Here is a 25,566-nt window from a genome sequence, read left to right as displayed (position 1 = left end):
CCCATGAGCGAGTGGACGATCGAGGTCGACCGGGGAGCGTGCCTGGGCACGGGCATGTGCACGTCGATCGCGCCGGACCACTTCCGGCTGGAAGGCGGCACGTCGCGGCCGGTCGACCCGAACGTGGACCCCGACGACGCGGTGATCGACGCGGCCGAGTCGTGCCCGATGGAGGCGATCCTGGTGCGTTCGGCGGACGGCACCGTGCTCGCCCCGCAGCTGTGAGGAAAATATTCCAGCCGATCGCGTCATAGTCGCCTGACGTGCGCGTCCCCCCACCGCGCGGCCCTGGTTTCGGGGTGGGCCGCGCGGTCCGCGCCGCAGCCCGCTCCCCCGGGGCCGCGACGGGGCGACGAGTGCGCGGGCGGCCTTTCGGGGAGCGACCGGCCGCCCGCGCACCACCCGAACTAGGCTCACGTCCCATGTCGAACCGGCGGATCGGGGTCATGGGCGGCACCTTCGACCCGGTGCACCACGGCCACCTCGTGGCCGCCAGCGAGGTCCAGGCCCGCTTCGAGCTCGACGAGGTGGTCTTCGTGCCCACGGGCCAGCCGTGGCAGAAGAGCGAGCGGGAGGTCAGCCCCGCCGAGGACCGCTACCTGATGACGGTCATCGCCACCGCGTCCAACCCGCGGTTCTCGGTCAGCCGGGTGGACATCGACCGACCGGGGCCGACCTACACCGTCGACACGCTGACCGACCTCAAGCGGAGCCACCCGGACGCGGACCTGTTCTTCATCACCGGCGCGGACGCGTTGGAGCAGATCCTGTCCTGGCGGCGCGCCGACGACGTGTTCGGCCTCGCCCACTTCATCGGTGTCACCCGACCGGGTTATGAGCTGGTCGACACCCACCTGCCGCCGGGCGCGGTGTCGCTGGTGGAGGTGCCCGCGATGGCCATCTCCTCGACCGCCGTGCGGGACCGGACGGCCTCCGGCCTGCCCGTCTGGTACCTCGTCCCCGACGGTGTCGTGCAGTACATCAGCAAGCGCCGGCTTTACTCGATGCCGGACTGAGCCGGGGACGCCGGTACCCTCATTGACTCGTGCGGGCGTAACGGCGCCCGCCGGTGTGATGAGGAGTGACGTGGCAGCCACCGACGAGGCACGACGGTTGGCGCTGGTCGCCGCGAGCGCGGCGGCCGACAAGAAGGCGCACGACGTGATCGTGCTCGACGTGTCCGACCAGTTGGTGATCACCGACTGCTTCGTGATCGCCTCCGCTCCGAACGAGCGGCAGGTGGGCGCGATCGTGGACAACGTCGAGGAGAAGATGCGCGAGGCCGGGCGCAAGCCGGTCCGCCGCGAGGGCGCGCGCGAGGGCCGGTGGGTCCTGCTCGACTTCGTGGACGTGGTCGTGCACGTCCAGCACGTCGAGGAGCGCACGTTCTACGGCCTGGAGCGGCTGTGGAAGGACTGCCCGCGCATCGAGTTCGACGCCGGGCCCCCGGCCGACGAGGTCGCCGAGGTATGACCCTGAACCGGCTCGTGCTGTGGCGGCACGGTGAGACCGACTACAACGCGACCGGCCGCATGCAGGGCCACCTCGACTCGGCGCTGACCGAGACCGGGTGGAACCAGGCGCGGTTCGCGGTGCCGGTGCTCGCCGGGTTCACGCCCGAGTTGGTGGTCGCCTCCGACCTGCGCCGGGCCCGGGACACGGCCACCGTGTTCACCGAGGTCACCGGCGTCGGGCTGCGCGTCGACCAGCGGCTGCGCGAGACGCACCTGGGCAAGTGGCAGGGGCTGACCTCGGCCGAGATCGAGGTGGAGTGGCCGGGCGCGCTGGACCTGTGGCGCGCGGACGGCACCCTGGCCCCGCCGGACGGCGAGACGCGCGTGGAAGTGGCCGAGCGCGCGCTCGCCGTGGTCGACGAGGTGGACCGGGAGTACTCGGGCACGGTCATGCTGTGCGCGCACGGTGGCCTGATCAGCGCGTTGACCGGGCGGTTGCTGGAGCTGCCGGTCGACCGCTGGGCGCTGCTGGGCGGCATCGGCAACTGCCACTGGACGGTGTTCGCGCGCCGGCCGCAGGGCGACGGCAGGTGGCGGCTGTCGTCGTACAACGCCGGAATCACCCGGTGAGGTTGCTCGTCCTCGGCGATTCGCTCTCGTTCCACGGTCCGGAGGGCCCGCTGCCCGCCGACCACCCGCGGTTGTGGCCGAACGTCGCCGCGTCCGCGTTGGGCGGGCACGCGGAGCTGGCGGCGGGGTTCGGCTGGACCGCCCGTGACGCCTGGTGGTCGTTGACCGGCGACCCGCGGGTGTGGTCGTTGCTGCCGCGCACGGACGTCGTGGTGCTGGCCGTGGGGCACATGGACACGCTGCCGTCGCCACTGCCCACCTACCTGCGGCAAGGGCTGCGCTACCTGCGCCCGGACGGGCTGCGGCGGCGCGCGCGGTCCGGGTACCGGACGTTGCAGCCGGTGCTGTCGCGGGCGTTCCGCGGGTACCCGGTGGCGCTGCCGCCCCGCCTGACCGTGCGTTACCTGGACGACTCGGTGCGTGCCGTGCGGGCGCTCGCTCCGGGCATCGGGGTGGTCGGGATGACGCCTTCGGTGCACTGTTCGGCGGCCTACGCGGGTGTCCACAGCGGCCGTGCGGCGGGCGAGCGCGCGCTGCGCGAGTGGGCGTGTGGGGCGGACGTGCCACTGCTGGACGTGCCGCCGCTGGTGGCCGAGCACGTGCGGTCGCGCAGGGGCAACCCGGACGGCATGCACTGGGGCTGGGAGGGCCACGAGCTGGTCGGGCGGGCCGTGGCGGAACTGATCAGGTCCGTGGCGGTCGGCCACCCGGGTGCGGGGGAGCCGTAGTCTCGGCACTCGTGTCCACCACGATCGTCACCGACTCCACGGCGTACCTGCCCGAGGGGTTCGCCGAGCGCAACGGCATCCGGGTCGTGCCGCTGCACGTGGCGGTGGACGGTCGCAGCAGGTTGGACGGGGTGGACTTCGGTCCGGCGGAGCTGGCCACCGCGCTGGGGGAGCACCGCCGGGTGACGACGTCGCGGCCCACGCCGGGGGAGCTGGCCGAGGTGTACCGGTCGGTGCTGGCGGGGGGTGCGGACGGGATCGTGTCCGTGCACCTGTCGCGCGACCTCTCGGGCACGTGGGAGGCCGCGCGGCTGGCCGCGGAGGAGGTCGACCCGACCCGGATCAGGGTGGTCGACTCGCGGGCCACGGGCATGGGCCTGGGCTTCGCCGCCCTGGCCGCGTGCGCCTCCGGGGGTGACGCCGCGCACGCCGAGGAGGCCGCGGTGGCCGCCGCGGACCGGATCCGGATGTTCTTCTGCGTGGAGACGCTGGACCATCTGCGCCGGGGCGGGCGGATCGGCGCCGCCGCCGCGCTGGTCGGCACCGCGCTGGCGGTGAAGCCGCTGTTGCACGTGGACGACGGTCGGATCGTGCCGTTGGAGAAGGTGCGCACGATGAGCCGGGCGATCGGGCGCCTGGTGGACCTGGCGGCGTCGGCGGCGGGTTCCGGCCGGGTCGGGCTGGCTGTCCACCACCTGGCCGCGCCGGAGCGCGCGGCGGAGCTGGCGACGTTGCTGGACGAACGGGTGCCGGGCTCGACCGGATGCCTGATCTCCGAGGTCGGGGCGGTGATCGGGGCGCACACCGGGCCGGGGGTGCTGGGCGTGGTGGTGCTGCCCGGCGGGCTGCCCTGACCGTCGTTATCCATCATTCGGCGAGTTGTCCACAGATCGCGAACAAGCCCGTCCCGCGCTGCTCCACCCGGCCTAACGTCGACCGCATGTTCGACAAGAACCCGGAAACCACGACCGCCCGCCTGAAGGCCCTGATCGCCCAGGGGCGGGGCAAGCACCGCGCCGAGGACTCGGAAACGCTGGTCTTCGTCTCGTCCGCCGGCGCGGACCCACCCCACCCCTTGCGTCACCTGGTGCGGCGCTGGTTGCCCGAGCCCGCCCTCCCGCACCGCCGCAGGATCCTGCTGGCAGGCGTCATGGCCGGTGTGGCGCTGGTGGTCGCCCTGGCCCTGTGGTGGCAGCGGCCCGTGCCGGAGAGCCCGCCCGCCCTGCCGGTGGCCGAGGCCGCCGCCGTCACCAGGGCCGAGGAACAGCTGATCGTCAACGTGGTGGGCCTGGTGCCGACGCCGGGCCTGGTGACGGTCCCGAACGGCTCCCGGGTGGCCGACGCGCTGCAAGCGGCGGGCGGAGCCGCGCCGGGTGCCGACCTGACCGCGCTCAACCTCGCCCGCAAGGTCACCGACGGCGAGCAGATAGCCGTCGGCATCCCGGTGCCGCAACCCACCGAAGCGGCGACCGCGCCGCTGAACCTCAACACCGCCACGAAGGACCAGCTCGACGCGCTGCCCGGGGTCGGCCCGGTGACGGCGCAACGGATCATCGACCGGCGGCAGAAACAGGGTCCGTTCACCTCCCTCAACCAACTGGGCGAGGTCGAGGGCATCGGCGACGCGAAACTCGCCAAGCTCCGCGACCTGGTCCGCCTCTAGCCACCTCCCATTCATTCCTGGAGCACCGATGACCGTCCCCGAGAAGCCCTCGACCGTCGCCTTCACCAACCAGCGCCTGACCGACACCGGCCGTTCTCGACGCCTGCCCGGCCGCGTCCGTCGGGTGATCCGAACCGCCGTCACCCGTCTCACCACCTTGTCGAGGTTCCGCTGGACGGGTTCCTGACCATCCCGAAGCCCGCACTCGACCGCACGCCGGCGTGAGCACTTGATCGGAGGACGGAGCCGTGAACCCCAGGGCGCACCTCGTGCCGGCGGCCCTCACCGTGTGGGCGACGGCCCTGGCCGGGCTGTTGGTCGCGTGGTGGCTGGCCCTGGTGGTCGGTCTGGTCGCCGCGGTGCTCGGTGGCGTTCTCCTGCGCCGGTGGCGGCCCGCCGCGGTGGCCGTGGCGGTCGCCGCTCCGGTGGCGGCCTGCTGGATCGGGGCCCAGGCGCACGCAGCGGTCCACCACCCGTTGCGGGCGGCGGCGGTGAGCGGGGCGACCGCGACCGTCCACTTCGAACTCGACAACCGGCCGCACGGCTTGCGCAGCAGTGGTTTCGGCTCACGTGCCGGTGGTGTCGACATGGTGCTGGTGCGGGGCACGCTCGCCGAGGGCGGCAGGATCACCGTGCTCGCGCCGGCTCCCCGGTGGCGTGATCTGTTGCCGGGCCAGGAGGTGACAGCGCGCGGCACCCTCGTCCCGCCCCGCGGTGGCGACCTGACGGTGGCGGTGCTGCGGGTGCGCGGGCCGCCGCAGGACGTGACCGGAGCACCCGTGTGGCAACGGGTCGCCGAGGATCTGCGATCCGGGTTGCGCGGCGCGAGCACGGCTCTCGACCCGGAACCGGCGGGGCTGCTGCCCGCGCTGGTGGTGGGTGACACCTCGGGCCTCCCACCGAGGGTCGTGGAGGAGTTCCGCACGGCCGGGTTGGCGCACGTGCTGGCGGTCAGCGGGGCGAACCTGGCGATCCTCTGCGGGGCGGTCCTGTTGCTGCTGCGGCTGTTGCGGGTCGGACCGCGGGGCAGTGCGGCGGGTGCGATGGCGGCGCTGGTCGGGTTCGTGGTGCTGGCCGGGCCGGAGCCGAGCGTGCTGCGGGCCGCCGTGATGGGCGCGGTGGCGTTGCTCGCGCTGGTGCTGGGGCGGGAGAGGTCGGCGGTGCCGGCGCTCGCGGCCGCGGTGGTGGTCCTGGTGCTCTACGACCCGGAGCTGGCCACCGAGCCGGGGTTCGGGTTGTCGGTGGCGGCGACGGCGGCGTTGGTGCTGCTCGGGCCGAGGTGGGCCGCCGCCATGAAGGAGCGGGGCGTCCCGGCGGGCTTCGCCGAGGCGCTGGCGGTGCCGGTGGCCGCGAACCTGGCGACCGCGCCGCTGGTCGCCGGGCTCTCCGGCCAGGTGAGCCTGGTCGCGGTGGTGGCGAACCTGCTGGTCGCCCCGGTCGTGGCGCCGGCGACCGTGCTCGGGGTGCTGGCCACCGTGGTGGCACCGCTGCACGAGCCGTCGGCACGGCTGGTGGTCGAGGTGGCCGGTCCGGCGGTGGGCTGGCTGATCACCGTGGGCAGGCACGCGGCGGCCGTGCCGGGTGCGGCGGTCGGGTGGCCCGGCGGCTGGGGTGGCGGGGTGTTGTTGGCCGTCGTGCTGCTGCTCGGCTGGGTGGTCCTCCGGCTCCGGCGGCTCCGGACGCTGGTCGTGGCGGCCGCGGTCGGCGCGGTGGTGGTGATCGTGCCGCTGAACGTCGTCTCGCCCGGTTGGCCGGCCGCCGGCTGGTCGGTCGTGGCGTGTGACGTGGGGCAGGGCGACGCGGTGGTCCTGGCCACCGCCGAGCGGGACCGGGCGGTGCTGGTGGACACGGGGCCCGACCCGGTGCCGGTGCTGTCGTGCCTGCGCCGGTTGGGGGTGCGACGGATTCCGTTGGTGGTGCTCAGCCACCTGCACGCCGACCACGTCGGTGGGTTGGCGGCGGTGCTGGCGGAGCGGGAAGTGGGCGCGGTGGCGGTGGGGCCGTCGCGACAGCCCGGGTGGGCGTGGGAGGAGGTGACGGGACAGGCGCGGGCGGCCGGGGTCCGCGTGGTCGAGCTGGGCGCGGGGCAGCGGTTGGGCTGGCCGGGGCTGGACCTCGACGTGCTGGGACCGCGCGGGCGCCCGGTGGGGGACGAGAACACGGCGGTCAACGACGGGTCGCTCGTGCTGCGGGCCTCCACCGCGGCGGGGCGGGTGTTGCTGACCGGCGACATCGAACTGGCCGGGCAGGCGGACCTGCTCGGTGGGCACGTGGACCTGCGGGCCGACGTGCTCAAGGTGCCGCACCACGGGTCTCGGTACTCGTCACCGGTGTTCCTCGCGGCGGTGCGGCCGCGGGTGGCGCTGGTGAGCGTCGGGGCGGGCAACCGCTACGGCCACCCCAGCCGGGTGCTGGTCGACGCGTTGGCGCGCCAGGGCGCGCTGGTGCTGCGCACGGACCGGGACGGCGACACGGCCGTCCTGGCAGGCCCGGACGGGCCGAGGGTCGCCCGCAGGGGCGGCGCGGATTCGAACAACGGACAAGGGGAGAACCATGAGGAACGACGTGTGGATCCGATTGCACTCCGGCTGGTCGCCGCGAGGCGACAACCGGGCCGTGGCGTGGGCGCTGTGGCAGCCCGGCTACACCGCCCAACCCTGGCCGCGCGACGAACTGCGGCCCGCTTTCACCTACTACGTGTGCGAGGACCTGCCCGGCGGCGGCGGTCGCGGCGTCGTGGCCAGGGCGACCGTCGTCGGCGTGGTCCGCATGGCGCAGGTGCCGTCGGCGGACTCGGCCTACCGCCTGGTCGCCGACGCGCTGTTCGACGCCGACCTCGTCATACCCCCGGAGGAATGGCACTCGGAGCGCTACAACCAGGACAAGGCGGAACGTCCGTGGCCACAACTGCTGACCGCGTGGCGGGTGATCACCGAACCGGTCGGCCCGCACGTCCTGCCGGAACTGGCTGCCTTCCCCCGAACGGGTTGGCTGCGCTCCTCGAGGATCGCCCTGTGACCGCCACCACGACGACACCACGGCCACCACCCGAACCGCCCCCGACGAGCGCCCTGCCAACGGACCGGTACCCCACAACCCGGCCGCCGCCAAAGCTTCGACCGCTGCCGAGTCGCTGGCCGCCGCGGTCCGGAGCGCCGACGCACCGGGGCCGGCCGCACCGCCGGGCGGACGGTCGGCCGGGGGCCGGCATCCGTGGGTCGGTCCCCGACCGGGTGGTCCGGTGGGGTCAGTCCTGGAGGGCCTTCAGGACGGCCTCGGCGGACGGGGGGACGTTGGCGCGGGGGCCCACCCGGTCGCCCAGGGCGTCCAGGGTCTTCAGGCCGTCGCCGGTGATCAGGAGCACCGTCTCGCCGTCCGGGTCCAGTTGGCCGGTCTCGATGAGCTTCTTCGCGGTCGCGACGGTGACGCCGCCGGCGGTTTCGGCGAAGATGCCCTCGGTCCGGGCCAGCAGGCGGATGCCCTCGACCACCTCTTCGTCGGTGACGTCCTCGATCGCGCCGTTGGTGCGGCGGACGGCGTCCAGCACGTAGGGGCCGTCGGCGGGCGCGCCGATCGCCAGCGAGCGGGCGATGGTGTCCGGGCGGACGGGGGTGACCACGTCGTGGCCGGCCTTGAAGGCGGACGCGACGGGGGAGCAGCCGGTGGCCTGCGCGCCGAACACGCGGTACGGGGTCTGGTCGACCAGGTCCAGTTCGCCCAGTTCGCGGAACGCCTTGTCGACCTTGGTCAACTGCGAGCCGGAGGCGATGGGCACCACGACCTGGTCGGGCAGCCGCCAGCCGAGCTGCTCGGCGACCTCGTACCCGAGCGTCTTGGAGCCCTCGGCGTAGTAGGGGCGGACGTTGACGTTGACGAACGCCCAGTCCTCGTGCTCGGCGGCCAGTTCCTGCGCCAGCCGGTTCACGTCGTCGTAGTTGCCGTCGACGGTGATCAGGTTGCCGTCGTAGACGGCGGTCATGAGGATCTTCGCCTGCTCCAGCGTGGACGGCACCAGCACCACCGACCGCCAACCCGCGCGGGCCGCGGCGGCGGCGACGGCGTTGGCCAGGTTGCCGGTGGACGGGCAGGCCAGGACCTTGAAGCCCAGTTCACGGGCGGCGGCGAGGGCGACGCCGACGACGCGGTCCTTGAAGGAGTGGGTCGGGTTGCCGGTGTCGTCCTTCACCCACACCTTGCGCACGCCGAGGGCCTTGGCGAGGCGGTCGGCCTCGACCAGGCGGGTGCCGCCGGGGTTGGTGTTGGGGTGCGACTCGACGGTGGAGGGCACGGGGAGCAGGCTGCGGTAGCGCCAGATGGACCGGGGGCCCGCCTCGATGTCCTCGCGGCGGACCCGGCCGAAGTCGTAGGCCACTTCCAGCGGCCCGAAACACTCGAGACAGGCGTATTCGGCGGCGAGCGGCGTCTCGTGGCCGCATTCGCGACACGACAGCGCGCGAGCGGGACCGAGGTCGAAGGAGGTGGTGGCCGAGGGCACAGTGACAGAAGTCATCGCGAGGTATCTCCTCATCTTTCCCGCGTCGCGGGTCGGAATTGGCACCGTGGTCGCACAGCGGACGCTGCGCGACGGGTTGCCGGGGCTTCTTCGGGCCGATCCCTCTGCCCCTCTGGATGAGCGGTATTCAGTTGTGGCTTCAACTTACGTCACGATCCCGATCCGTAGCCAGAGACGTCCACCATCCGGACGTCGGTCGGCCGTGGGAGGATCGCGGCGTGAGTGCGCCCGCTGAGACGCCCGACGCCGTGCACCTGGTCGTCGGCGAGGAGGAGTTGCTGGTCGAGCGCGCGGTGCGCGGTGCGTTGGCGGTGGCGCGCAAGGCCGACCCGCAGGCGGACCTGACCCGGGTCCGCGTGACCGATCTCACCCCTCCCGAGCTGGCCGAACTGGTCAGCCCGTCGCTGTTCGCCGAGGGGCGGGTGGTCGCGCTGGAGGCCGCGCAGGAGTGCGGCAAGGAGATCGCCGACGCCGTCGTCGCCTACGCCAAGGCGCCGGCGGACGGGGTGACGCTGGTGGTCGTCCACAGTGGCGGCGGGCGCAGCAAGGTGGCCAAGGAGCTGCCGGCGGCGCTGCGCAAGGCCGGCGCGCGGGTCACCGAGTGCCCGAAGATCACCAAGGCGGCGGACCGCGAGGCGTTCGTGCGCAACGAGATCCGCGCGGCGGGTGGCGGGAAGGCCGATCCGGAGGCCGTCGCGGCGCTGATCGAGGCGGTCGGGTCGGACCTGCGCGAGTTGGCGGCGGCGGCGTCGCAGCTCGTCGCGGACACGGGTGGCAAGGTCGACGCCGAGGCCGTTCGCCGCTACCACCGGGGCCGGGCCGAGGTGACCGGGTTCGCGGTGGCGGAGAAGGCCGTGATGGGCGACCGGGCCGGTGCGCTGGAGGCGCTGCGGTGGGCGCTCCAGCTCGGCGTGCCGCACGTGCTGGTCGCCGACGCGCTGGCCGACGCGGTGCGGACGATCGCGCGGGTGTCGGCGGTCGGTCGCGGCGACCCGTTCAAGCTGGCGGGAGAGCTGGGCATGCCGCCGTGGAAGGTGAAGAAGGCCCAGGGCCAGTCGCGTGGCTGGGAGGACCGGGGGCTCGCGGCGGCGATGGCGGTGGTCGCGGACCTGAACGCCGACGTCAAGGGGGTCGCGGCCGACTCCGGCTACGCCCTGGAGCGGGCCGTGCTCAAGATCGTCGCGGCTTACGAGCGGCGCTGAGACGCGGAGCCGCGACGCGGTGCTGGGCGGGCGGCGCTGGACGAGTGGTGCTGAGCGAGCGGCGCTGGGCGGGCGGCGCTGGACGAGTGGTGCTGAGCGAGCGGCGCTGGACGAGTAGTGCTGAACGAGCGGTGGTGCGGCCGGGGGGCGCGGGGACGGCGCGCGAACGCGCAGGCACGAAAAAGCGCCGCCCACCCCGTGCGGGATGGGCGGCGCTTCGACGTCGGACCAGATCAGATCTGGTTGGCGCGCCGCGCCAGCGCCGACTTCTTGTTGGCGGCCTGGTTGGCGTGGATGACGCCCTTGGTGACGGCCTTGTCGAGCTTGCGGGAAGCCTCCCGCGCCAGCGCGACGGCCTTCTCCTTGTCACCGGCCTCGGCGGCCTCACGGAACTTGCGGATCGCGGTCTTGAGGGACGACTTGACGGCCTTGTTGCGCAGGCGCGCCTTCTCGTTCGTCTTGATCCGCTTCAGCTGGGACTTGATGTTCGCCACGCGAAAGCCACCTTTTCCTCGGTCTCGGAGTCGCACCGCGCCTGTCACCGGCTCCGCCCCGCGAGGGGCGGTCTTCCTCCACAGCGGAATGCCGCGCGGTACGGCGGAGAAGGATATCAGGGCAGCTCACCGCACCGTGAATCGAGCCCTCCCGTCGCCGACCACGACCTCGTAACCGCCCTTGGCGACCTCCGGCTTGTCCGTGCCGTCGACGTCACCCGGCGTCACGGCGAGCCGCCGCACGTCGAACGCCACCTCGACCGCCCGCGACTCGCCCGCCTTCAACGCCACGCGGGTGAAGCCGACCAGGCGCTTGTCCGGTGTGAGCACCTTGCTCACCGGCTGGTGCACGTACACGGGCACGACCAGCGCGCCGTCCCGCGAACCGGTGTTGGCCACGGTCACCGACACGGTCACCCGGTCCTCCCGCCGCACCTCCGCGGACTTCACCGTCGGCGCGGACGTGGTGAACGTCGTGTACGACAGGCCGTGCCCGAACGCGAACGCCGGGTCGTACCCCGAGCCCGCCACCGTGTTCGCCCCGCGCAGCTGGTCGTAGGAGAACGGCTGGTCGCCGACCGACTTGGGCCACGACACCGGCAGCTTCCCGCTCGGGTTCACCTCGCCGAACAGCACGTCGGCGATCGCGCCGCCGCCCTCCGAGCCCGGCAGCCAGCCCGCGACCAGCGCCGGGGCGTCCGCCACCGCGCCGAGCACCTGCGGCCGGCCGGTCAGCAGCACCACCACGACCGGCTTGCCCGTCGCGCGCACCGCGGCCACCAGGCCCTGCTGCTCGGCCGTCAGCGCGGGCTCCTCGGTGTCCGCCTCGCCCTCCGCGCCGGGGTCCTCGCCGAGCACGACCACCACGGCGTCGGCGTCGGCGGCCTGAGCCACGGCGTCCGCCTGGGTCGGAGCGCCCACCACGTTCGCGGACGGCGCGGCGGCCTTGATGCCCTGGAGCACGGTCACCGCCTGCGGCGGCGGCGACCCGGCGGGCACGCCTTGCCAGCCGACCGACCAGCCGCCCAGCTGGCGGGCCACGGAGTCGGCCGCGTCACCGGTCACCACGAGCTTGCGCGCGCCGGTCGACAGTGGCAGCACGCCGTCGTTGCGCAGCAGCACGGCGCTCTCCGCCGCCGCCCGGCGGGCCAGCGCCCGGTCCGCGCCGTTGACGATCGCGTCGGCCTTCTCGACGTCCACGAACGGCTTCTCGAACAGCCCGAGGCCGAACTTGAGCTTCAGGATACGCCGCACGGCCTCGTCGATCCGCTTGCCGGGGATCGCGCCGCCGCGCACGCCCGCGAGCAGCCCCGCGGTGAACCCGGCCGCGTCGGAGGGCTCCATCGCCATGTCCACGCCCGCGTTGACGGCCATCGCGATGGCCTCCTCGTAGTCGGCCGCCACGTGGTAGCGGTCGACCAGGAACCGGATGTCCTCCCAGTCGGTGACCGCCACGCCCCGGAACCCCATCCGGTCGCGCAACTGGGTGGTCAGCAGGTACTTGGACGCGTGCGCGGGCACGCCGTTCACCGCGCCCGAATTGATCATCACGGTGCCGACGCCCGCGTCGAACTGCGGCTGGAACGCGGGCAGCACGGTGTCCTGGAGGTACCGGACGGGCAGTTGCGCGGGCGCCCGGTCGTGGCCGTTGAACGGCTCGGAGTAGCCCGCGAAGTGCTTGGCCGTCGCGGTGAGCCGGGCAGTGCCGTCGGTCGGCTCGGACTGCTGCCCCCGCACGTTCGCCGCCGCCAGCGTGCCGGCCAGCACCGGGTCCTCGCCGTAGGTCTCGTAGTAGCGGCCCCAGCGGGTGTCGCGGGCGATGTCGGACACCGGCGCGAAGTTCCAGAACACGCCGGTGGCGCGCATGGCCCGGCCGGTGGACGCGCCGAGCTGCTCCAGCAGCTGCGGGTCCCACGTGGCGCCCAGGCCGATCTGGTGGGGGAACATGGTGGCGCTGAGCACGTTCGAGTGGCCGTGCACGCCGTCCGCGCCGTAGATCAGCGGGATGCGCAGCCTGCTGTGGTCCAGCGCGTACTTCTGGACGGCGTTGGTCATCTCCGCCCACGCGCGGGGCGTGTTCGGGTTCGGCGCGTCCCCGCCGCCGGACAGGATGGAGCCGACCTTCGCGTCCTCCAGCACGGCCTTCATGCAGTCCTCGCGCAGCGGACCGGGGTTCCACTCGCAGTTGCCGCGCAGCTTGCCCAGCCGGATCTGGGTCATCTGGCCGACCTTCTCCTCCAGGGTCATCCGCCTGAGGAGGCTGTCGACCCGGCGGTCGACCGGCGCCCGCGCGTCCTGGTAGTCCTGTCCGGACGGCTCGATGATGCCGCTCGCCTGCGCGCCGGTGACCAAGAGGGCCACCGCGACCAGCGCCGCCACCGCGGTCCGCTTGCGGGATCTCAACACCGAGAACCTCCTGCGTGGATCGGGAACGCCGGGGATCACCCTTCCCGCGTGATCTGGCGCACAACAGGGCTGAACGGGCTATTTGGGAGCGTTCCCACATCGCGGACCTGCGGCGGAGAACGTCCTGCTCAAAATCGGTACAAGCGTCCTATTACGCTGGACGGGTGACCGCCGCCCTCGACTGGCCCGGCTTCGGCCAGATCTCTCTCGCCGCCCTGCTGTTCCTCTGCCTGGCCGCCGCCCTCGCGGGCGCGGTCGACGCGGTGGTGGGGGGCGGCGGGCTCGTGCAGCTGCCCGCGCTGCTGCTCATCGCCCCCGGTGGCCAGCCGCTGTACGCGCTGGCCACCAACAAGGTCGCCGCCGTGGTCGGCACGGCGGCCGCGGTGCGCACCTACGCCCGCCAGACCCCGGTCGACTGGACGTCGGCGGTGCCGATGGCGGTGGCGGCGTTCGCCGGGGCCGTGGGCGGCGCGGCGTTCGCGGGCGCGCTGCCGCCCGGGGTGCTGAACGGCGTGGTGCTCGTCGCGCTCGTCGGCGTCGGCCTCTACACGTGGCGCAAGCCGGAGCTGGGCGTGGCCGAGGAGCCGAGGTTCCCGCGCTTCGCGCAGATCGGCGTGATGGCCGTGGGCGGGGCGGTGATCGGCTTCTACGACGGCCTGGCCGGACCCGGTACGGGCGCATTCCTCGTGTTCCTGCTCGTGGGCCTGGTCGGGTTCGCGTTCCTGCGCGCCTCGGCCACGGCCAAGGTCGTGAACGTGGCCACGAACCTGGGTGCCCTGCTGTACTTCGTCCCGGCGGGCAAGGTGTTGTGGGGCTTGGGCGTGGTGCTCGCGCTGTGCAACGTGGCCGGCGCGGTGTTCGGCGCGCGGCTGGCGGTCCGGCGCGGGTCGGCGTTCGTGCGCCGGGTGTTCCTCACCGTCGTGGTGGCGCTGGTGGTCAGTCTGGGGTGGAAGGCGGCGGTTGGATGACCCGGAACGTCGCGCCCATCGGGTCGCCGACCGTGGTGAACCGGCCGAACCGCGACTCGACCACGTCGCCGACCGTGACGCCGCCCAGCTCGACCACCCTCCTGGCCGCCGCGTCGGCGTCGGCGACCGCGAAGTAGGTCATCCAGTGCGGCGGGATCTCGGCCGGGATGTCGTTGGACATCCCGAACACGCCCGCCACCGCCCGGCCGTCGACCCGCAGCTGCGTGTACGGGAAGTCGGGCAACGGGTCGAGCCCCACGCCGAACACCTGCCGGTAGAACTCGGCCGCGCCGAACGGGTCCCGGGTCGCCAGCTCGTTCCACACCACCGCGCCGGGCTCGTTCACCACGTACGCGCCGATGTGCGTGCCGGCCTCCCACAACCCGAACGCCGCGCCGCACGGGTCGACCGCGATCGCACCGCGCCCCGGCCCGCCGGTGTCGAACTCCGGCACGAGCACCTTGCCGCCGTTGGCGTTGAGCGCCTCCAGCGACTCGTCCAGGTCGTCGGTGGCGAGGAAGGTCGTCCACACCACGGGGAACATCGCGTCCGACGGCATCTCGCCGAACCCCGCCACGGGCCGCCCGCGCACCAGGGCCATCGTGTAGTGTCCGGTCTCCGGGCCGCCGACCTCGAAGTCCCAGCCGAACAGGCCGCCGTAGAACTCCGCGGTGGCGGCGCGGTCGGTGGTCATCATGTCGACCCACGCGGGCGTGCCCGGCGCGTACGGGGAGTCCCTCTCGCTCACCCGGCCCACCGTCGCACCGGTCGGCGGCCTCCGCGAGTCGATCACGGCGAACGCCGCCGGCGCGGTGGTCGCGCCGACGGCGTCGGACTACTGGTCCCGGTCCTGCCCGTCGGTCTTGCGGGGGCGGCCCCGCCTGGGCGGGGCGGCGGCGCCGTTGGGCAGCCTGCCCGCCTCGGCGAGCGCGCGGCGCAGCAGGAACTCGATCTGCGCGTTGGTGCTGCGCAGCTCGTCGTTCGCCCACCTCGTCAGCGCGTCGTGCACCGCCGGGTCGAGGCGCAGCAGGACGCTCTTGCGCTCGCCCACCTCAGGTGTACAGCGACCCGGCGTTGACCACGGGCTGGGTGGATCGGTCGCCGCAGAGCACGACCAGCAGGTTGGACACCATCGCCGCCTTGCGCTCCTCGTCCAGTTCCACCACGTCCTCCTCGGCGAGCCGGTCCAGCGCGAGCTGCACCATGCCGACCGCGCCCTCCACGATCCGCGACCGCGCCGCGACCACCGCGCCCGCCTGCTGGCGCTGCAACATCGCCTGCGCGATCTCCGGAGCGTAGGCCAGGTGCGTGAGGCGGGATTCGATCACCTTCACGCCGGCCGCCTGCACCCGGGCCGCGATCTCCACCGACAGCGTCTCGGTGATCTCGTCGGCGTTCTCCCGCAGCGACAGGCCCGTCCCGTCGTGGTTGTCGTAGGGGTAGCTGGTGGCGATGTGCCGCACCGCGGTCTCGGTCTGGATGCCGACGAACCGCACGAAGTCGTCGACCTCGAACTTCGCCCGCGCGGTGTCCTCGACCTGCCAGACCACCACGGCGGCGATCTCGATCGGGTTGCCGTCGGCGTCGTTGACCTTCAGCGTCGCGGTCTCGTGGTTGCGGATCCGGGTCGACACCTTCACCTTCGTGGTGAACGGGTTGGCCCAGCGCAGGCCGTCCTCGCGGACGGTGCCGGTGTAGCGGCCGGCGAACTGGAGCACCCGCGACTCGCCCGGCGCGACGGTGAACAGCCCGGCGCTGACGGTGATCGAGGCCGCGAGCAGCAGGGCGCCGCCCACGATCCCGGGCACGCTCGGCCCGTCGTCGCCGGGGATCGAGCCGAGGGCCAGGACGGCCGCCCCCAGCAGCGCGCCGACCACCACGGCGGCCAGCACGCCCCACCCGGAGACCGATCTCGCCCCCCGCTCCCGGACCACCGGAGCCGGCATCCGCACCGCCACGTCCGTCGCCACGTCCATCTCGCACCCCTCGTCGTTCATATCCCTCGCTTAGCAAAGTGATATCACTTTTTCGCGGGCGCGGGCAAGCCGCCCCACATCGAGGACCGGGGGTGACCGCGATGGCTCCTACGGTGGGCGTCATGACCCCGGTTCTGAGCCGCCGCGCCCTCGGCCGCGCCACCCTGGCCCGCCAGTTCCTGCTCGACCGGACCGCGGCGGCGGTGCCCGAGGTCGTCGCCCACCTGGTCGGGTTGCAGGCCCAGACGCCGCACACCTGGTACACGGGCCTGTGGTCGCGCGTCGCCGACTTCACCCCCGGCCGGGCGGCGGACCTCCTCCTGAACCGCGAACTGGTGCGCATGGCCGTGATGCGGTCGACGATCCACCTGGTCACCGCCCGGGACGCGCTCGCCCTGCGCCCGGCGGTCCAACCCGTGCTCGACCGCGGGCTCACCCGCGACCACACGCGCGGCCGGGACGGGCGCGAGCTGGACGTGGGGGCCGTGGTCGCCGCCGCACGGGCGCTGCTGGCCGAGAAGCCCCGCACCCAGAAGGAGGTGGGCGCGCTGCTGCACGAGCGGTGGCCCGGGCACGCGCCCGGGTCCCTCGCCCACGTGGTCCGGTGCCTGGTGCCGCTGGTGCAGGTCCCGCCACGCGGGGTGTGGGGCCGCAGCGGTCCGGTCGCGCACACCACCCCGGAAGCCTGGCTGGGCGCGCCCGCGGCGGACGAGCCGCGCCTGGCCGACCTGGTGCTGCGCTACCTCGCCGCCTTCGGACCGGCGACGGTGAAGGACGTGCAGACCTGGTCCGGCCTCACGAGGCTGCGCGAGGTGGTCGAGCGGCTGCCGCTGCTGCGGTTGCGCGACGAGGACGGCCAGGAGCTGTTCGACCTGCCCGACGCGCCCCGGCCGGACGAGGACGTGCCCGCGCCGCCGCGGTTCCTCTACGACTACGACAACCTGCTGCTCTCGCACGCCGACCGCCGCCGGGTGGTCACCGGCGACGTGCGGGCGCAGAACTACGACCCGCACGGCCCCGTGCCGCAGTTCTTCCTGGTCGACGGCGTCACGGCGGGCGACTGGAGGCTGCACCGCGGCAAGGGCGTGGCCACGCTGGAACTGCGGCCGTTCCACCGGCTGCCCGACCCCGACGAGGTGGAACGGGAAGCCGCCCGGCTGCTGGCGTTCCTCGCGCCGGACGCGCCGCGGCACGAGGTGCGGACAACCTCCCCGGCGGCGCCGCGTCCTTGACACCATGGGGACGATCACCGTGCGCCCGCCGCGGGCGGAGGACAGGTGGCCGCTGGTCGACGTCTACGTCAAGGCCCGGCGCAGCTACTACGAGGGCCACGTGCCCGAGGCCGAGCTGGCCGAGTGGGAGCGGTCCGCGCGGGCCACCGGCTACGCCTTCGACAAGCCCGACCGGGTGTGGCTGTGCGCCGAGCTGGACCACGCGTTCGCCGGGTTCGCCCTGGTCACGTCCGGCGGCGCGCTCCTGCAGCTCCAGGTGGACCCGCGCTGCTGGGGCCGGGGTGTCGGCCACGCGCTGCACGAGGCGGCGATGGCCGAGCTGCGCGACCTCGGCGTGCGGACGGCGACCCTCGACGTGTTCGCCGAGAACCACCGCGCCCGGCGCTTCTACGCCGACCACGGCTGGCGCGAGGTCGACCGCGAGGGCGACCACGTGCGAATGGCGCTCGCGCTGCGCGTGTGATCGCCTGGACGTCGTGGAGATCCTGAGCAGCCGCGTCCTCGTCCGCTCCCGAGACCCGGAGCGCGCCCGGGCGTTCTACCGCGACGTGCTGGGCCTGGCGGTCCACCGGGAGTTCCCCGGCGGCACGGTGTTCTTCCTCGGCCAGGGGTTCCTGGAGGTCTCCGGCTCCGCCGCCGAGGACCCGACCGGCGCCACGCGGCTGTGGTTGCAGGTGCGCGACCTGCGGCGGGCCGCCGAGGAGCTCGCCGCCCACGTCGTGCGGCCCGTCCGGCGGGAGGCGTGGGGCCTGGACGAGATGTGGGTCGCCGACCCGGACGGCAGGCTGATCGCGCTCGTGGAGGTCCCCGCCGACCACCCGCTACGCCGGGACGTCCGCCAGTAGCCGCACCGCGGGCCCGACCACGCCGCCGTACTGGTGCAGGGACGTGCGCACCCCGGTGAACCCGGCCGCCTCGGCCTCCCGGATCAGGTCGTACTCGGAGGTGTCCAGCGACCGCCGGTTCACCGAGACGACCAGCCTGCCGCCGGGCCGCAGCACCCGGAACAGCTCGTGGAACGCGGCCGGCCGGTTGCCCCACAGCGGGAGGTTGTTCACCGAGACCACGACGTCCACCGAGCCCTCGGGCTGACCGGTCCGCGTGGCCGCGCCCTCGCGCAGCTCGACGCGGCCGGCCACGATCAGCTCCGCGCACCGCGTGCGGGCCTCGTCCAGCATGACCTGCGACGGGTCCACGCCGATGGCCTTGAGCGCGCGCTCGCCGGCGAGCTTGAGACCCACGCCCGGACCGGGGCCGAGCACCAGCACGACCTCCTCCGGCGTCGGCGCGGCCGCCTCGACGGCGTCCTCCTCCACCTTGGCGTTCAGCACGGCCATGACCCGGCCGCCCAGCTCGCCGACCTTGCCGCGCGGGTGCCCGAACGCCGCGTCCAGCGCCTTCATCAGGTTGTTCGCCATGCCCCCAGCGTCGTCGGCACGCGGCCCGGCGGCATCGGGGATCGCCCCGAGACGCGTCCGGGACCTCCCCGGTCCGCGGGCCTCAGCGCCAGCCGAGCCGCCGCAGCGCGGCCTCGACCAGCGCGAACCGCTCCGGCTCCAGCACCGAGCCCTCCCGGCGGAGGTCGTCCTCGTCCAGCTCGAACACCCGGTCGAGCCGCACGTAGGAGTTCCGGCCGTCCCGGTCCCAGCGGCCCGGGCCCAGGTCGAGGCAGTCGTCGGCCTCGTGCGGGTCGGGCGTCCTGCTGGTCAGCATCAGGCCGAGCAGCGCCCGCCCGTGGCGGCCGACGACCAGCAGCGGCCGGTCCTTGCCCCGGCTCGGGTCCTCCTCGTAGGGGACCCACGCCCACACCACCTCGCCCGGGTCGGCCAGGCCGTCCAGGTCGGGTGAGTACTCCAGGGTGGCCGCCACCGCGGCCGTGTGGACCTCGCGCACCGCGCCCTTGGCCGGGCGGGCGTCTTCACCGTTCGCACGCACGGCGGGCAGCTTATGGCCTCGGTCACGCCGGTGCGGGACGCCACGGCGGCCCGACATGAGATGCTTGTCTGGTTGAACCGGGCCCCCGGCCTTGTCCAGTTCGCTCCAGTTCGTGTAGGCCCCCCGTCCTTCGTGTGCGAGGAACCTGAGTGACCACGTTCGCCGACCAGACGTTCACGCCTCCGGAGCTGATCCGGAACTTCTGCATCATCGCGCACATCGACCACGGCAAGTCGACCCTGGCCGACCGCATGCTGCAGCTCACCGGCGTGGTCGAGGAGCGAGCCATGCGCGCGCAGTACCTCGACCGCATGGACATCGAGCGGGAACGCGGCATCACGATCAAGGCGCAGAACGTGCGGCTGCCCTGGCAGGTCGAGGGCCGGGACCACGTGCTGCACATGATCGACACGCCCGGTCACGTCGACTTCACCTACGAGGTCTCCCGCGCCCTGGAGGCGTGCGAGGGGACCGTGCTGCTGGTCGACGCGGCCCAGGGCATCGAGGCGCAGACGCTGGCGAACCTGTACCTGGCGATGGAGAACGACCTCACCATCATCCCGGTGCTGAACAAGATCGACCTGCCCGCGGCGGACCCGGACAAGTACGCCAAGGAGCTGGCGCACATCGTCGGGTGCGAGCCGGAGGAGGTGCTGCGCGTCTCGGCCAAGACCGGCCTGGGCGTCGGCGACCTGCTGGACGAGGTCGTGCGGCGGGTGCCCGCCCCGGTCGGCGACGCCGACGCACCGCCCCGCGCGATGATCTTCGACTCGGTGTACGACACCTACCGCGGCGTGGTGACCTACATCCGCGTGGTCGACGGCAAGATCACCCCGCGCGAGCGGATCAAGATGATGTCCACCGGCGCGACGCACGAGCTGCTGGAAGTCGGCATCATCTCGCCCGAGCCCAAGCCGAGCCGCGGCCTGGGCGTCGGCGAGGTCGGCTACCTCATCACCGGCGTGAAGGACGTGCGCCAGTCGAAGGTCGGCGACACCGTGACGTGGGACAAGAAGGGCGCGACCGAGCCGCTGGCCGGGTACCGCGAGCCCAAGCCCATGGTCTACTCCGGGCTGTACCCGGTCGACGGCTCGGACTACCCGATCCTGCGCGAGGCGCTGGAGAAGCTGCAGCTCAACGACGCCGCGCTGACGTTCGAGCCGGAGACGTCGGCCGCACTCGGGTTCGGCTTCCGGTGCGGCTTCCTCGGCCTGCTGCACCTGGAGATCACCCGCGACCGGCTGGAGCGCGAGTTCAACCTGGACCTGATCTCCACCGCGCCGAACGTCGTCTACCGCGTGGTGATGGACGACGGCACCGAGCACGTCGTGACCAACCCGTCGGACTGGCCGGACGGCAAGCGCGCCGAGGTCTACGAGCCGGTCACCAAGTGCACCATCATCGCGCCCAGCGACTACATCGGCGCGATCATGGAGCTGTGCCAGTCCAAGCGCGGCCAGCTCGCCGGCATGGACTACCTGTCCGAGGACCGCGTCGAGCTGCGCTACACCATGCCGCTCGGCGAGATCATCTTCGACTTCTTCGACTCGCTGAAGTCCCGCACCCGCGGCTACGCCTCGCTGGACTACGAGGAGGCGGGCGAGCAGGACGCGGACCTGGTCAAGGTCGACATCCTGCTGCAGGGCGAGCCGGTGGACGCGTTCAGCGCGATCGTCCACAAGGACCACGCCTACGGGTACGGCACGAAGATGGCCAGCAAGCTGCGCGAGCTGATCCCGCGGCAGCAGTTCGAGGTGCCCATCCAGGCGGCCGTCGGCGCGCGCGTGATCGCCCGCGAGACCATCCGCGCGATCCGCAAGGACGTGCTGGCCAAGTGCTACGGCGGTGACATCACCCGCAAGCGCAAGCTGCTGGAGAAGCAGAAGGAGGGCAAGAAGCGGATGAAGATGGTCGGCCGGGTCGAGGTGCCCCAGGAGGCCTTCGTCGCCGCGCTGTCCACCGACGACTCCGGCGGCAAGGACAAGGGCAAGAAGTAGGACCACCGGCCAACTCCGGGCCGACCGGCACATCTTCGGGTGACCCGGTCGGCGCGGAGCCCGTCTTCGCCGGTTCCCCCTGCCGTGGTTGGCGCACCAACCGGGAGGAGGGAACCATGACCGTCATGGCGCATGACCACGGCGGACGTCCCTACACGGTCGAAGACCTGGAGGGGATGCCCGATGACGGCCGGCGGTACGAACTCATCGACGGGACGCTGCTCGTGGGCCCGGCGCCCGGCGCGCGCCACCAGAGGGTGGTCGCGAGGCTGGTCGTGGTCATGGAGCAGGCCTGCCCGGATGACCTGCTCGTGTTCCCCGCGCCGTTCGCGGTGCGGACGTCCGCGACGAACGAGCTGCAGCCCGACCTCCTCGTGACCCGCCTGGAGGACGTGACCGAGAAGCTGCTGCCCGTCGCGCCGCTGCTGGCGGTGGAAGTGCTCTCGCCGAGCACGGCGCTGAACGACTTCAACAGCAAGAAGGCGGCCTACGAGCGCCTGGGGGTGCCCGCGTACTGGGTGATCGACCCCCGGGAGCCGAAGCTGATCGCGTTCGAGCTGGACGCCGCGGGCCGCTACGAGCAGGTGGCCGAGGTGAAGGGGGAGGACCAGTTCGACGCCGTGCTGCCGTTCCCGGTCCGGGTGGTCCCGGTCGAGCTGCTCGGCACCTTGCGCGACCGGCCCTTGGAATGACGGAAGGGCCCTCAGGACGCCCCTGTCCTGAAGGCCCTCGAAGGGGATCGGCGGCTCAGCTGTGGTTGCGGAGCATGCCGTTGAGCGCGTGGCGGCGGAGGATCGCTTCGATCTCACGCGCCTCGTGGCTCGAGTGTCGGGCCAGGATGGCTTCCATGTCCATCCGGGCGCTCGGGGTGTCGTAGGCGGCCAACTCGCGGTTCAGTTCCGCTTCGCGCTTGCGGATCTGCCGCCGGGTGGCGAAGTACGTGCGAACGGTCTCGAGAACGTTGGTCATGTCGCCTTTCGGTCGTTCTTCTGTATCGGTTCACCTACCATGATGCCGCACGTCAGGGCCTTGTGGGGCCGGTTTTGGCGTGATCTCCACCGCAACTGTCACGGGCACGTGACGACGGGGCGAAGCGGGCGTCACCGGCCCAGGACGTCGAGGGCTTTCGAGTACTTCGCCCGCAGTCGCTCCCGGGTGGCCGGGTCGAGCGCGGCGAGCCGCGGCGGCGAGGTGTTGTCGGCGATGTCGGCCCGCTTCACGACCACGGCGACCGGGTCGGCCAGCACGCGGGCCAGGTAGTCCTCCTGCGACTCGCCGTCGCGGTGGCTCAGCGCCAGCACGGTGGCCACGACCGGCGGCGGGCACCCGGCCGCGAGCAGGTCGTCCGCCGTGACGGAAGTGTCCTCGACCACGTCGTGCAGCACGGCCGCCATGCGCGCGTGCTCGCCGGACACCCGTCCCATCACGCGCAGCGGGTGGCCGATGTAGGGCTGACCGGACTTGTCGACCTGCCCGTCGTGGGCGGCCCGCGCGATCCGGATCGCGTCATCAACCGTGAACGTCACCGGATCATTGTTCACACCTTGACAAAGCGCAGTGGTCTAGTCCATTTTTCGAGTGGCCCGCGTCACCTGTGCTGGGCTTTGGCCGCCGACGAGAACGTGGAGGTGGACGTGGTTCCGAGGACGAGACGCGCTCTGGGCGCGGTGCTGGCGGGTCTGCTGGCCATCGCGGGCCTGACCCTGGTGGTCGTGGGCAGCGCGTCGGCCGCCAACCTGGTCGCCAACCCCGGCTTCGAGAGCGGCACGAGCGGGTGGACGTGCGCCGCGGGTGCGACGGCGGTCACCACGACGAAGCGCAGCGGCACGCAGGCGCTGGCCGCCACCCCGTCCGGTCAGGACAACGCGCGGTGCTCCCAGACGATCACCGTGCAGCCCAACACCGCCTACAAGCTGTCGGCGTGGGTGCAGGGCAGCTACGTGTACCTCGGCGTGACGGGGACCGGCAGCGGCGACAAGAGCACGTGGACGCCGGGCTCGACCGGCTTCAGCCAGCTCTCGCTGGACTTCACCACCGGCGCGAGCAGCAGCGTCACGATCTACCTGCACGGCTGGTACGGCCAGCCGACGTTCTACGCCGACGACGTGAGCCTGGACGGCCCCGGCACCCCGCCGACGAGCACGACCACCACGTCGTCGACGACGTCGTCGACGAGCACCACCACGACGACCACGACCACCACGACGACGAGCACCACCACGACGACGACGAGCAACCCGCCGAACCCCGGCCTGCCCAAGCACGTGCTGACCGGCTACTGGCACAACTTCGACAACGGCTCCCGCGTGCTCAAGCTCGCCGACGTGCCGACCACCTACGACATCGTGGCCGTCGCGTTCGCCGACGCCACCACCACCCCGGGCGCGGTCTCGTTCACCCTCGACCCCACGCTGTCGAGCAAGCTCGGCGGCTACACCGACGCCCAGTTCAAGGCCGACGTGCGCACGCTGCAGTCCCGGGGCCAGAAGGTGATCATCTCGGTCGGCGGTGAGAAGGGCACGATCAGCGTCGGCAACTCCACGGCGGCGACCAACTTCGCCAACAGCGTGAAGACGCTGATCACGAACTACGGGTTCGACGGCGTGGACATCGACCTGGAGAACGGCGTCAACTCGACCTACATGGCGCAGGCGCTGCGGGCGATCAACGCGGCCGGCGGCAAGGTGCTCACGATGGCGCCGCAGACCATCGACATGCAGTCGACCGGCCAGGAGTACTTCAAGCTGGCGCTGGCCGTGAAGGACATCCTCACGGTGGTCAACATGCAGTTCTACAACTCCGGCTCGATGCTGGGCTGCGACCAGAAGGTCTACTCCCAGGGCACGGTCGACTTCCTCGTCGCCCTGGCCTGCATCCAGCTGCAGAACGGCCTGCGCCCCGACCAGGTCGGCCTGGGCCTGCCCGCCTCGCCGTCGGGCGCGGGCGGCGGCTACCAGTCGCCTGCCAACGTCAACGCGGCGCTGAGCTGCCTGGCCAAGGGCACGAACTGCGGTTCGTTCAAGCCCTCGCAGACCTGGCCCGGCATCCGCGGCGCGATGACGTGGTCGATCAACTGGGACGCGGCCAACAACTGGCAGTTCGCCAACACGGTGGCGCCGCACCTGGACACGCTGCCCTGACCCGACCGCACGTGGGTGCGGGACTCCCGCGGGAGTCCCGCACCCACGTCGCGTGAGTCCTACGTCCAGCTCCCGTGAGTCCTACGCCCAGGACCCCCGAGTTCAACGCTCGGGAAGCGGCGTTTCGCCGGTGGACCCCCCGGACCTGCCGTTACGTGACCGCGGTGGTGCCGGGGGTTAGGGTCGGGCCATGCTGGACCGACTGGAAGTGCCCGTCATCGCCGCGCCGATGGCCGGCGGGGCGTCCACGCCCGCGCTCGTGGCCGAGGTGGGCCGCGCGGGCGGCCTCGGCTTCCTGGCCGCCGGCTACCTGTCGGTCGAGGCGGTCGCCGAGCAGGTCGCCGCGACCACCGCGCTGACCGACCGGCCGTTCGGGGTGAACCTGTTCGTCCCAGGCCCCCGTTCCACCGCCGACCTGTCCGGCTACCGCGACCGCGTCAGGGCGCAATCGCCGACCGAACCGGGCGAACCGCGGTGGGACGACGACTCCTACGCCGCCAAGCTCGAACTCGTGATGGCGCTGCGCGTGCCGGTGGTGTCGTTCACGTTCGGCCTGCCCCGGGTCGAGGACGTGCACCGGCTGCACGCGGCCGGCTCCACGGTCGTCGTCACGGTCACCACACCGCGCGAGGCCGCGCAGGCCGCCCAGGTGGGCGCGGACGCGCTGTGCGTGCAGGGCAGCGACGCAGGCGGCCACCGCGGCACGTTCGTCGACGACGGCGTCTCGCCCGGCGGCGGCGACCTGTTCGGCGTGCTGGCGGCGCTGCGGCTGGTGCGCGCCGAGGTCGACCTGCCGCTGATCGCCACGGGCGGGCTGGTGCACGGCGCGGACGTTGCCGCCGTCGTCACGGCCGGCGCGGTCGCCGCGCAGCTGGGCACCGCGTTCCTGGCCACCCCCGAGGCGGGCACGTCGGCGGCCCACCGCCAGGCCCTCGCCGAAGGAACCCGCCGCACGGCGTTGACCAGGGCGTTCAGCGGACGCCCGGCACGCGGCCTGGTGAACCGGTTCCTGGAGGAGAACCAGGACCGGGCGCCCGCCGCCTACCCGGAGGTGCACCACCTGACCCGGCCGGTGCGGGCCTCCGGCGACCCCGAGCTGATGTCGTTGTGGGCCGGGCAGACCTACCCGCTGGTCCGACCGGCCCCGGCCGCCGAGGTGGTGGCCCGGTTGGTCGCCGAGGCGCGCGAGGCCCTTTCCTCGGCGATCACGCGATTTTCCCCCGCCTAG

27 protein-coding genes, 1 pseudogene and 1 riboswitch are annotated in these 25,566 nt (G+C 72.9%); of the genes and pseudogenes, 18 read left to right on the top strand and 10 right to left on the bottom strand.

The window, feature by feature from the left end; all coding sequences use genetic code 11:
- The first annotated feature begins 3 nt into the window (after positions 1 to 3).
- The 9 genes and pseudogenes from ACIGNX_RS04715 to ACIGNX_RS04675 all read left to right on the top strand — a co-directional run.
- The gene (locus ACIGNX_RS04715; RefSeq protein WP_396536329.1) at positions 4 to 225 is read left to right on the top strand and encodes a ferredoxin; all 222 of its coding nucleotides are present in this window, start codon (positions 4 to 6) and stop codon (positions 223 to 225) included.
- Between the two features lie 197 nt (positions 226 to 422).
- Positions 423 to 1,016 carry a nicotinate-nucleotide adenylyltransferase gene (nadD, locus tag ACIGNX_RS04710; protein WP_396536327.1) on the top strand — a complete coding sequence of 198 codons (594 nt, stop codon included), beginning with the start codon at positions 423 to 425 and terminating at the stop codon, positions 1,014 to 1,016.
- A 70-nt stretch (positions 1,017 to 1,086) separates the two neighbouring features.
- Positions 1,087 to 1,473, top strand: a complete 387-nt coding sequence (gene rsfS / locus ACIGNX_RS04705) for a ribosome silencing factor (RefSeq protein WP_396536325.1) — start codon at positions 1,087 to 1,089, stop codon at positions 1,471 to 1,473.
- Entirely contained in the window at positions 1,470 to 2,084 is a 615-nt protein-coding gene (locus ACIGNX_RS04700) for a histidine phosphatase family protein (protein ID WP_396536323.1), read from the top strand. Before rsfS ends, ACIGNX_RS04700 begins: the two co-directional genes overlap by 4 nt.
- Positions 2,081 to 2,812: a diglucosylglycerate octanoyltransferase gene (octT, locus tag ACIGNX_RS04695; RefSeq protein WP_396536321.1), complete on the top strand. Its 732-nt coding sequence runs from the start codon at positions 2,081 to 2,083 to the stop codon at positions 2,810 to 2,812. The genes ACIGNX_RS04700 and octT overlap by 4 nt, the downstream gene beginning before the upstream one ends.
- Positions 2,813 to 2,823: 11 nt before the next feature.
- Positions 2,824 to 3,666 (top strand): DegV family protein, encoded by an 843-nt coding sequence (locus ACIGNX_RS04690; RefSeq protein ID WP_396536319.1) that lies wholly within the window; start codon positions 2,824 to 2,826, stop codon positions 3,664 to 3,666.
- An 86-nt stretch (positions 3,667 to 3,752) separates the two neighbouring features.
- Positions 3,753 to 4,475, top strand: coding sequence for a ComEA family DNA-binding protein (locus ACIGNX_RS04685; RefSeq protein ID WP_396536317.1), 723 nt, complete (start codon positions 3,753 to 3,755; stop codon positions 4,473 to 4,475).
- 28 nt (positions 4,476 to 4,503) lie between these two features.
- Entirely contained in the window at positions 4,504 to 4,662 is a 159-nt protein-coding gene (locus tag ACIGNX_RS04680; RefSeq protein ID WP_396536315.1) for a hypothetical protein, read from the top strand.
- Between the two features lie 61 nt (positions 4,663 to 4,723).
- Positions 4,724 to 6,994: pseudogene (locus ACIGNX_RS04675) on the top strand (DNA internalization-related competence protein ComEC/Rec2); the annotation flags it as partial.
- A gap of 728 nt (positions 6,995 to 7,722) precedes the next feature.
- On the opposite strand, the gene thrC reads toward ACIGNX_RS04675, so the two are convergent.
- On the bottom strand, positions 7,723 to 8,985 hold the full coding sequence (gene thrC, locus ACIGNX_RS04670; protein ID WP_396536313.1) for a threonine synthase: 1,263 nt from the start codon (positions 8,983 to 8,985) through the stop codon (positions 7,723 to 7,725).
- 11 nt (positions 8,986 to 8,996) lie between these two features.
- Positions 8,997 to 9,111, bottom strand: a riboswitch (SAM riboswitch).
- 95 nt (positions 9,112 to 9,206) lie between these two features.
- Here thrC and holA point away from each other — a divergent pair.
- On the top strand, positions 9,207 to 10,190 hold the full coding sequence (gene holA, locus ACIGNX_RS04665; protein WP_396536311.1) for a DNA polymerase III subunit delta: 984 nt from the start codon (positions 9,207 to 9,209) through the stop codon (positions 10,188 to 10,190).
- A gap of 233 nt (positions 10,191 to 10,423) precedes the next feature.
- On the opposite strand, the gene rpsT is transcribed toward holA, so the two are convergent.
- Both rpsT and ACIGNX_RS04655 read right to left on the bottom strand, forming a co-directional pair.
- Entirely contained in the window at positions 10,424 to 10,684 is a 261-nt protein-coding gene (rpsT, locus tag ACIGNX_RS04660; protein WP_396536309.1) for a 30S ribosomal protein S20, read from the bottom strand.
- 126 nt (positions 10,685 to 10,810) lie between these two features.
- A complete protein-coding gene (locus ACIGNX_RS04655; protein WP_396536307.1) occupies positions 10,811 to 13,090 on the bottom strand; it encodes a glycoside hydrolase family 3 N-terminal domain-containing protein in 2,280 nt (759 codons plus the stop codon).
- A 164-nt stretch (positions 13,091 to 13,254) separates the two neighbouring features.
- Here ACIGNX_RS04655 and ACIGNX_RS04650 point away from each other — a divergent pair, with 164 nt between their 5' ends.
- Positions 13,255 to 14,058, top strand: coding sequence for a sulfite exporter TauE/SafE family protein (locus ACIGNX_RS04650; RefSeq protein WP_396536305.1), 804 nt, complete (start codon positions 13,255 to 13,257; stop codon positions 14,056 to 14,058).
- Here the strand turns inward: ACIGNX_RS04650 and ACIGNX_RS04645 are convergent.
- The 3 genes from ACIGNX_RS04645 to ACIGNX_RS04635 all read right to left on the bottom strand — a co-directional run bounded on the left by ACIGNX_RS04645 (position 14,027) and on the right by ACIGNX_RS04635 (position 16,034).
- Positions 14,027 to 14,806 carry a VOC family protein gene (locus ACIGNX_RS04645; RefSeq protein WP_396536303.1) on the bottom strand — a complete coding sequence of 260 codons (780 nt, stop codon included), beginning with the start codon at positions 14,804 to 14,806 and terminating at the stop codon, positions 14,027 to 14,029. The genes ACIGNX_RS04650 and ACIGNX_RS04645 overlap by 32 nt on opposite strands.
- Positions 14,807 to 14,893: 87 nt before the next feature.
- Positions 14,894 to 15,109 (bottom strand): hypothetical protein, encoded by a 216-nt coding sequence (locus ACIGNX_RS04640; RefSeq protein ID WP_396536301.1) that lies wholly within the window; start codon positions 15,107 to 15,109, stop codon positions 14,894 to 14,896.
- Position 15,110: 1 nt separating this feature from the next.
- Positions 15,111 to 16,034, bottom strand: a complete 924-nt coding sequence (locus tag ACIGNX_RS04635; protein ID WP_396536299.1) for an SPFH domain-containing protein — start codon at positions 16,032 to 16,034, stop codon at positions 15,111 to 15,113.
- A gap of 122 nt (positions 16,035 to 16,156) precedes the next feature.
- Between ACIGNX_RS04635 and ACIGNX_RS04630 the strand changes: the two genes are divergently transcribed.
- Genes ACIGNX_RS04630 through ACIGNX_RS04620 form a run of 3 tightly spaced genes read left to right on the top strand, consistent with a single transcriptional unit; the run spans position 16,157 to position 18,111 of the window.
- Entirely contained in the window at positions 16,157 to 17,266 is a 1,110-nt protein-coding gene (locus ACIGNX_RS04630) for a winged helix DNA-binding domain-containing protein (protein ID WP_396536297.1), read from the top strand.
- A 4-nt stretch (positions 17,267 to 17,270) separates the two neighbouring features.
- A complete protein-coding gene (locus ACIGNX_RS04625) occupies positions 17,271 to 17,729 on the top strand; it encodes a GNAT family N-acetyltransferase (protein WP_396536295.1) in 459 nt (152 codons plus the stop codon).
- A gap of 13 nt (positions 17,730 to 17,742) precedes the next feature.
- The gene (locus ACIGNX_RS04620; RefSeq protein WP_396536293.1) at positions 17,743 to 18,111 is read left to right on the top strand and encodes a VOC family protein; all 369 of its coding nucleotides are present in this window, start codon (positions 17,743 to 17,745) and stop codon (positions 18,109 to 18,111) included.
- On the opposite strand, the gene ACIGNX_RS04615 is transcribed toward ACIGNX_RS04620, so the two are convergent.
- Together ACIGNX_RS04615 and ACIGNX_RS04610 are read right to left on the bottom strand one after the other, a co-directional pair.
- On the bottom strand, positions 18,088 to 18,684 hold the full coding sequence (locus ACIGNX_RS04615; RefSeq protein ID WP_396536291.1) for a class I SAM-dependent methyltransferase: 597 nt from the start codon (positions 18,682 to 18,684) through the stop codon (positions 18,088 to 18,090). The genes ACIGNX_RS04620 and ACIGNX_RS04615 overlap by 24 nt on opposite strands.
- A gap of 82 nt (positions 18,685 to 18,766) precedes the next feature.
- Positions 18,767 to 19,201, bottom strand: a complete 435-nt coding sequence (locus ACIGNX_RS04610) for a type II toxin-antitoxin system PemK/MazF family toxin (protein ID WP_396536289.1) — start codon at positions 19,199 to 19,201, stop codon at positions 18,767 to 18,769.
- Between the two features lie 149 nt (positions 19,202 to 19,350).
- Between ACIGNX_RS04610 and lepA the strand changes: the two genes are divergently transcribed.
- Together lepA and ACIGNX_RS04600 are read left to right on the top strand one after the other, a co-directional pair.
- Positions 19,351 to 21,198, top strand: coding sequence for a translation elongation factor 4 (lepA, locus tag ACIGNX_RS04605; RefSeq protein WP_396536287.1), 1,848 nt, complete (start codon positions 19,351 to 19,353; stop codon positions 21,196 to 21,198).
- 116 nt (positions 21,199 to 21,314) lie between these two features.
- A complete protein-coding gene (locus ACIGNX_RS04600; protein ID WP_396536285.1) occupies positions 21,315 to 21,890 on the top strand; it encodes a Uma2 family endonuclease in 576 nt (191 codons plus the stop codon).
- 55 nt (positions 21,891 to 21,945) lie between these two features.
- Here ACIGNX_RS04600 and ACIGNX_RS04595 read toward each other — a convergent pair whose 3' ends face one another.
- Complete coding sequence (locus tag ACIGNX_RS04595; RefSeq protein WP_396536283.1) at positions 21,946 to 22,167, bottom strand: hypothetical protein; 222 nt, start codon at positions 22,165 to 22,167, stop codon at positions 21,946 to 21,948.
- Between the two features lie 131 nt (positions 22,168 to 22,298).
- A complete protein-coding gene (locus ACIGNX_RS04590; protein WP_396536281.1) occupies positions 22,299 to 22,724 on the bottom strand; it encodes a phosphohydrolase in 426 nt (141 codons plus the stop codon).
- Between the two features lie 108 nt (positions 22,725 to 22,832).
- On the opposite strand from ACIGNX_RS04590, the gene ACIGNX_RS04585 reads away from it, so the two are divergent.
- Together ACIGNX_RS04585 and ACIGNX_RS04580 are read left to right on the top strand one after the other, a co-directional pair.
- Positions 22,833 to 24,338, top strand: a complete 1,506-nt coding sequence (locus ACIGNX_RS04585) for a chitinase (RefSeq protein ID WP_396536279.1) — start codon at positions 22,833 to 22,835, stop codon at positions 24,336 to 24,338.
- A 190-nt stretch (positions 24,339 to 24,528) separates the two neighbouring features.
- Positions 24,529 to 25,566, top strand: coding sequence for an NAD(P)H-dependent flavin oxidoreductase (locus tag ACIGNX_RS04580; RefSeq protein ID WP_396536277.1), 1,038 nt, complete (start codon positions 24,529 to 24,531; stop codon positions 25,564 to 25,566).

The sequence above is a fragment of the Actinosynnema sp. NPDC053489 genome, from assembly GCF_044544865.1.
Lineage (GTDB): Bacteria > Actinomycetota > Actinomycetes > Mycobacteriales > Pseudonocardiaceae > Actinosynnema.
This window is presented reverse-complemented; position numbering and strand designations above follow the sequence as displayed.

What these genes read in the sequence shown, in the direction of transcription:
- ACIGNX_RS04715 (WP_396536329.1), top strand. Translation starts at nt 4, where the DNA reads ATGAGCGAGTGGACGATCGAGGTCGACCGGGGAGCGTGCCTGGGCACG.
- nadD (WP_396536327.1), top strand. Translation starts at nt 423, where the DNA reads ATGTCGAACCGGCGGATCGGGGTCATGGGCGGCACCTTCGACCCGGTG.
- ACIGNX_RS04700 (WP_396536323.1), top strand. Translation starts at nt 1,470, where the DNA reads ATGACCCTGAACCGGCTCGTGCTGTGGCGGCACGGTGAGACCGACTAC.
- ACIGNX_RS04685 (WP_396536317.1), top strand. Translation starts at nt 3,753, where the DNA reads ATGTTCGACAAGAACCCGGAAACCACGACCGCCCGCCTGAAGGCCCTG.
- ACIGNX_RS04680 (WP_396536315.1), top strand. Translation starts at nt 4,504, where the DNA reads ATGACCGTCCCCGAGAAGCCCTCGACCGTCGCCTTCACCAACCAGCGC.
- thrC (WP_396536313.1), bottom strand. Translation starts at nt 8,985, where the DNA reads ATGACTTCTGTCACTGTGCCCTCGGCCACCACCTCCTTCGACCTCGGT.
- ACIGNX_RS04635 (WP_396536299.1), bottom strand. Translation starts at nt 16,034, where the DNA reads ATGGACGTGGCGACGGACGTGGCGGTGCGGATGCCGGCTCCGGTGGTC.
- ACIGNX_RS04630 (WP_396536297.1), top strand. Translation starts at nt 16,157, where the DNA reads ATGACCCCGGTTCTGAGCCGCCGCGCCCTCGGCCGCGCCACCCTGGCC.
- ACIGNX_RS04625 (WP_396536295.1), top strand. Translation starts at nt 17,271, where the DNA reads ATGGGGACGATCACCGTGCGCCCGCCGCGGGCGGAGGACAGGTGGCCG.
- ACIGNX_RS04615 (WP_396536291.1), bottom strand. Translation starts at nt 18,684, where the DNA reads ATGGCGAACAACCTGATGAAGGCGCTGGACGCGGCGTTCGGGCACCCG.
- ACIGNX_RS04600 (WP_396536285.1), top strand. Translation starts at nt 21,315, where the DNA reads ATGACCGTCATGGCGCATGACCACGGCGGACGTCCCTACACGGTCGAA.
- ACIGNX_RS04595 (WP_396536283.1), bottom strand. Translation starts at nt 22,167, where the DNA reads ATGACCAACGTTCTCGAGACCGTTCGCACGTACTTCGCCACCCGGCGG.
- ACIGNX_RS04580 (WP_396536277.1), top strand. Translation starts at nt 24,529, where the DNA reads ATGCTGGACCGACTGGAAGTGCCCGTCATCGCCGCGCCGATGGCCGGC.